This window comes from Blautia sp. BCRC 81119 (genome assembly GCF_003184505.1).
In the GTDB taxonomy this organism is placed as follows: Bacteria; Bacillota; Clostridia; order Lachnospirales; family Lachnospiraceae; genus Blautia_A; species Blautia_A fusiformis.
The window spans coordinates 58,122-64,472 of record NZ_QJHD01000029.1 but is presented as its reverse complement, the minus strand read 5'-3'; the positions used below and the strand labels follow the sequence as shown (position 1 = coordinate 64,472).

5 protein-coding genes are annotated in these 6,351 nt (G+C 44.2%); all 5 read left to right on the top strand.

The genetic code is table 11. The features are described from left to right. The first annotated feature begins 157 nt into the window (after window positions 1-157). The 5 genes from DMI82_RS15995 (at window position 158) to DMI82_RS15975 (ending at window position 6,348) form a co-directional block, all read left to right on the top strand. On the top strand, window positions 158-880 hold the full coding sequence (locus DMI82_RS15995) for a phosphatase (protein WP_110103914.1): 723 nt from the start codon (window positions 158-160) through the stop codon (window positions 878-880). 149 nt (window positions 881-1,029) lie between these two features. After that, the gene (locus tag DMI82_RS15990) at window positions 1,030-3,120 is read left to right on the top strand and encodes an elongation factor G (protein WP_110103913.1); all 2,091 of its coding nucleotides are present in this window, start codon (window positions 1,030-1,032) and stop codon (window positions 3,118-3,120) included. A gap of 158 nt (window positions 3,121-3,278) precedes the next feature. Further along, a complete protein-coding gene (locus DMI82_RS15985) occupies window positions 3,279-3,449 on the top strand; it encodes a hypothetical protein (protein ID WP_015525206.1) in 171 nt (56 codons plus the stop codon). Then, the gene (locus DMI82_RS15980) at window positions 3,446-4,453 is read left to right on the top strand and encodes a LacI family DNA-binding transcriptional regulator (protein WP_110103911.1); all 1,008 of its coding nucleotides are present in this window, start codon (window positions 3,446-3,448) and stop codon (window positions 4,451-4,453) included. Before DMI82_RS15985 ends, DMI82_RS15980 begins: the two co-directional genes overlap by 4 nt. 218 nt (window positions 4,454-4,671) lie before the next feature. Continuing rightward, window positions 4,672-6,348, top strand: coding sequence for a glycoside hydrolase family 13 protein (locus DMI82_RS15975; RefSeq protein WP_110103909.1), 1,677 nt, complete (start codon window positions 4,672-4,674; stop codon window positions 6,346-6,348). Window positions 6,349-6,351: the final 3 nt, after the last annotated feature.

The window sequence follows — 6,351 nt, the reverse complement described above, 5'->3', positions numbered from 1 at the left end:
TCAGCTGGAAAAGTATCGTTATCTTTTTCAATGCGCAAAGGAAAGCAATGATTTTGATTCATTTATGAAATTCGCAGTGTAGTTTTGTGCAATTTTTCAAATTTGCTCATTTATAGTAATAAGAAAAAACAATATAAGATACAGAGGAGAATTTAGCATGAAATATCAGTCAGTAATGGATCTTCACACACACACCGTAGCCAGCGGACATGCATACTGCACACTTCGCGAGATGGCCAGGGCTGCTTCCGATAAAGGTCTTGAACTCCTGGGGATCACAGAGCATGCACCGAAAATGCCGGGAACCTGTCATAAGTTTTATTTTCAGAATATAAAGGTAGTACCCCGTGAAATGTATGGGATCCAGCTGCTTCTGGGTTCGGAGGTAAATATCCTGGATGCGGCGGGAACGGTAGATCTTGAGCAGAAAACCCTGGAGAAGCTGGACGTGGTCATTGCAAGTCTTCATGTTCCATGCATCAGACCAGGCAGCAGGCAGGAGAATACGGAGGCCTATCTTAATGCTATGAAGAATCCGTGTGTCAATATTATCGGACATCCGGATGACGGAAGATACGATATCGATTATGAGGCGCTTGTACAGGGAGCCAGAGAATACGGTAAAGTCCTGGAACTGAACAACCACTCCATGGACCCTGACTGTAACCGTGAGAATGCAGTGGAGAATGATACCATCATGCTGGAATACTGCAAAAAATATCGGGTACCTGTGGTTATGGACAGTGATGCCCATTTTGACCTTCTGATCGGGGAGTTTGATCTTGCCAGAGACCTTCTGACCAAACTGGATTTTCCGGAAGAGCTGGTACTGAACCGTTCTGTGGATGCCGTGAAAAAGTATGTAAACCGGAAATTCTGAAAGAAAGACGACTGTTCTGTATTAATTGACGATAATGTGAAAAACTTTCTGAAAAAAAGTTGTCAAAATTGAATAAAATACTTGAAATTTGCATGGAAATTTAGTAAAATGTGAACATATTAAGTAAGACAAACAGGGAGGTATTACATATGGACGTTTTCAGAACAGACCGAATCAGAAATGTAGTCCTATTAGGTCATGGTGGCGCAGGCAAAACAACACTGGCTGAGGCAATGGCTTATCTGGCAGGTATGACAAGCAGACTCGGACGTGTTGAGGATGGCAATACTGTCAGCGATTATGACAAGGAAGAAATAAAGAGACATTTTTCCATCACAACTTCTCTGATCCCGGTACCATGGGACAAGATGAAGGTAAATGTACTGGATACTCCCGGATACTTCGATTTTGTGGGAGAAGTTGAAGAAGCAGTCAGTGCCGCAGATGCAGCGATCATCGTTGTTTCCGGTAAGGCCGGTGTCCAGGTAGGAACACAGAAAGCATGGAATCTCTGCGAGAAATATAAGCTTCCGCGAATGATCTTTGTTACAGATATGGACGTGGATGATGTCAGCTATCGTGAGGTCGTGGAAGAGCTGACAGAGCTGTACGGCAAGAGGATCGCTCCTCTTCATTTCCCAATCCGTGAGGATGGTAAGTTTGTAGGTTATGTCAATGTTGTGAAGCAGGCAGGAAGAAGATATATTGACAAGGCCGGCAAGGAAGAATGCCCGGTTCCGGATTATCTGACAGAATATCTTGAGAAATATCATGAAACTCTGATGGAGTCTGTTGCAGAGACAAGCGAAGAGTTTATGGATCGTTATTTCGAGGGAGATACCTTCTCCGTAGCAGAGATTTCCGCAGCTATTGCAACCAATGTACAGGATGGAAGTATTGTTCCGGTATGCATGGGATCACCGGTGAACCTTCGCGGTGTATCTAATCTTCTGGATGATATCTGCGGTTACTTCCCAAGCCCAAGCGGACGCTCCTGCAATGGTATCGCACAGAAGACTAACGAGATCTTTGAGGCCAATTATGACTTTGCCAAGGCAAAATCTGCCTATGTATTTAAGACCATCGCGGATCCGTTCCTTGGTAAATATTCTCTGATCAAGGTATGCTCCGGTGTGCTGAAATCCGATGATACACTTCTTAATGTAGAGAAGGGAACAGAGGAGCGTGTAAACAAGCTTTATGTCATGGAAGGTTCCAAACCGATCGAAGTTCCGGAGCTTTTTGCAGGGGATATCGGTGCCATCGCCAAGCTTGGCAGTGTACAGACCGGTGACAGCCTTGCGACCAAGGCGAATCCGATCCTTTATCCAAAGGCTATACTTTCCACGCCATATACATACAAGAGATTTAAGGCAGTGAAGAAGGGTGACGAGGATAAGATCGCACAGTCCCTTGCCAAGATGATGACAGAGGACAGAACATTGAAGGTTGTCAATGACAGTGCAAACCGTCAGAGTCTGATCTACGGTATGGGCGATCAGCATCTGGATATCGTTGTGAGCAAGCTGAAGGAGCGCTATAAAGTGGATGTGGAGCTTTCCAAACCGAAGGTTCCGTTCCGTGAAACACTTCGTAAGAATTCAGATGTGGAAGGCAAACATAAGAAACAGTCCGGCGGACACGGACAGTATGGCCACGTTAAGATGCGCTTTGAGCCATCTGGTGATCTGGAGACACCTTATGTATTTGAGCAGGTAGTTGTAGGTGGTGCAGTTCCGAAGAACTACTTCCCGGCTGTTGAGAAGGGACTTCAGGAATGTGTTCTGAAGGGACCTCTGGCTGCATATCCGGTCGTTGGTGTGAAGGCAACCCTTTACGATGGATCTTATCATCCGGTAGATTCTTCTGAGATGGCATTTAAGATGGCAACTATCCTTGCTTTCAAGAAGGGCTTTATGGAAGCGTCTCCTGTACTTCTTGAGCCGATCATCTCCATGAAGGTTACAGTTCCGGATAAATATACCGGTGATGTTATGGGAGATTTGAACAAGAGACGTGGTCGTGTTCTCGGAATGAATCCGGACCACGAAGGAAATACCATCATTGAGGCAGATGTTCCGCTTCTTGAAATCTATGGTTATTCCACTGTCCTTCGTTCCATGACCGGTGGAAGCGGAGATTTCTCCTATGAATTTGCACGCTATGAGCAGGCTCCTAATGATATCCAGGAGAAAGAGATCGCGGCACGCGCAAGCAAGATTGACAGTGCTGACGAATAAACAGAGAGATCCTTTAAGGCAGAATAAAGAGTTGACAGGCTGCAGCATTTGCTGTAGCCTGTTTTTAGGTGCATTTGAAAATAAGCAGTCAGAGAAACGAATTGTGCTCATACAGATTATTGAAGCATGAGCAAAAAGAAAAGAGAGAGGACAAAAAAATGTTAGTATGTGATTATATCGTGGAACAGATTGACGGAGATTATGCACATCTGAAGCGTGTGGATCAGCCGGAGGAGGAACTGAAAGTGGTTGCCAGAGCATTACTTCCGGCAGAAATCTATGAGGGCTGTGAGCTTCATTATGAGCTGATGCAGTATTCAATGAAATGATAAGGCTGCAGGATATCGCGGATATGGCAGGTGTCAGTCGTACAACCGTATCTAATGTGATCAATGGAAATACAAAACGGGTTTCACAGAGCACCATTGACCGGATCACGGCGATCCTGAAGGAGCAGAATTATGTTCCCCACATGGGATCTGTGATGCTATCCGGACACGGCTCAAGGATCATTGGAGTGGTTCTTGGTTTTTCCTTCATTCATGGTATGCAGTCTCTGCAGGATTCTTTTGTGGGAGAGATCACCGGAACGCTGCAGGTCGAAGCAGAAAACAGAGGCTATTATATTATGCTCATTAGCGGTGAACGGATCGATAATGTGGTAGATATGGCATCCCGTTGGAATGTGGAAGGTCTTATCATTATAGGGTATAACGAAGAACAGTATCATCAGCTTTCCAGAAAGCTGAATAAAAAAATGGTATTGATCGATGCCTATCCGAAGGGTGGATATAGCTTTCAGAATGTAGGAGTGGATGATTATTCCGGCGGGTATCAGATCGGGGAATATCTGCATTCCTGTGGATACCACCGGGCACTTTTTGTTGCGGAAACAGAGCAGGACAGTGATTATGCCAGATGGCTTGGATTCAAACAGGCTATGGAAAAAAATGGCGGCTTCTGCAGCCGCTCCCGCTATGTGGTGGTTCCCCAGGAACCCCGGCGCAGACTGAAAAAATATGAAGAGCTGCTGCCTCATTTTCTGGAGACAAAAGCACTGGCATTTTCTTCGGATTACACAGCTGTGGAGGCCATCAATTTTTTTACAGACAAGGGAATCCGGATTCCGGATCAGATTTCCATTACCGGCTTTGATGATAATTTTTATGCGCAGATCGTCAGGCCAAAGCTGACCACTATTCATCAGGATATTCATCAGAAAGCAGTTCTGGCCCTGCGGAAGCTGCTTCTTATGGCAGAGGGAAAGGAACCTGCTGAAAAAAATGTAAAAAGCCCTGTCTGGCTTGTAAAGAGAGATTCTGTAAAAGAGTAGCAGGATCTCTTTTTTTTATGTTGTGATGACTTTTCCTGGCGCCTTTCCGGAATGTGGTGGGAATTCTTTCGCCGGACAGCAGTGCTTTATTGTTAAAACTGCATAAAAAAAACAGAAAAGTTTGGCAGTAATTTAAGTTTCACGAGAAACCTGTTGATTTTAAAGGGTGGATAGGATATGCTGATTTCAGAATCAACAGAAAAAGGAGGCCATTTATCATGAAAAAAAGTTGGTGGAAAGAAAGTGTGGTATATCAGATCTACCCGAGAAGTTTTAAGGACAGCAACGGAGACGGAATTGGTGATATTCCCGGGATTATAGAAAAACTGGACTATCTGAAAGAACTGGGAGTAAATGTTCTCTGGATCTCACCCATGCTGGAATCTCCGCAGGATGACAATGGCTATGATATTTCCGATTATCGTAGGATCTATAAAGAATATGGAACCATGGAGGATTATGAAAAACTTCTTGAAGAAGCGCATAAACGGGGCATTAAGATCCTCATGGATCTGGTCGTAAACCATACTTCCGACGAACACAACTGGTTTATTGAAAGCAGGAAATCCAAAGATAATCCTTACAGGGATTACTATATCTGGAGAGAGCCGGTGAATGGAAAAGAACCGAATAACTGGGGAAGTGTATTCGGAGGACCTGCATGGGAGTATGATCCTCAGACAGAGATGTATTATCTTCACCTGTTTTCCAGAAAACAGCCGGATCTGAACTGGGAAAATGAAAAGGTCCGTCAGGAAGTTTATGATATGATGAATTTCTGGTGTGAAAAAGGAATCGACGGTTTCCGAATGGACGTGATCAGCATGATCTCCAAGGATCAGTCATATCCGGATGGAGAAATGAACGGAGGATTATACGGTGATTTCGGTCCTTACTGCGTCCATGGCCCGAGGATCCATGAGTTTCTTCAGGAAATGAACAGAGAGGTTTTATCCCGATACGATGTGATGACAGTTGGAGAAACCTCCGGTGTGACTATCGAAGAGGCACAGAAATATGCAGGTGAGGACAGGAATGAGCTGAACATGGTGTTTCAGTTTGAGCATGTAGAGGGACAGGGATCAGAACATGGTAAATGGACTACCGAGAAATACGATTTCCAGGAATTTAAAAAGGTTATGATCAAATGGCAGGAAGAGCTTGCGGGAAAAGCATGGAACAGTTTGTTTCTTGGAAATCATGACCAGCCAAGAAGTGTTTCCAGATTTGGAAATGATAATCCGGCATATAGGGAAACTTCAGCCAAGATGCTGGCAACCTGTCTTCATATGATGCAGGGAACTCCTTATGTTTATCAGGGAGAAGAGCTTGGAATGACCAATGCTTATTTTACAGAGCTTAAGGATTATCGCGATATCGAGAGCATTCAGTATTTCCATGAATATACAGAAGCAGGTATTTATACACCGGAATACATGATGAAGTGCCTGATGCTGAGAGGACGTGACAATGCCAGAACACCAATGCAGTGGGAGGATTCTCATCAGGCCGGCTTTACGGAGGGAACGCCATGGATCAGGGTAAACTCCAATTATAAGGAGATCAATGCGAAGCAGCAGCTTTCAGACCCGGATTCTATTTTCCATTATTATCAGAAGCTGATCCGTTTAAGAAAAGAAAAACCGGTGATCGTTTACGGCACTTTTGAGGCACTTTACAGAGATCATGATCAGATTTTTGCATATACCAGAACCCTTGAGGGAGAGAAGCTTCTCACAGTCTGCAATTTCAGTGAGCATGTGGCAGAAATGGAAATTCCGGAAGAATTTCAGAAAAATGCAGAATGTCTGATCACAAATCTTGGAAGAAAGGATTTTGGAAAGAAAGTGGTCCTGAAACCTTATGAGGCATTTGTTCTTTACAAAAATCTGTAACAG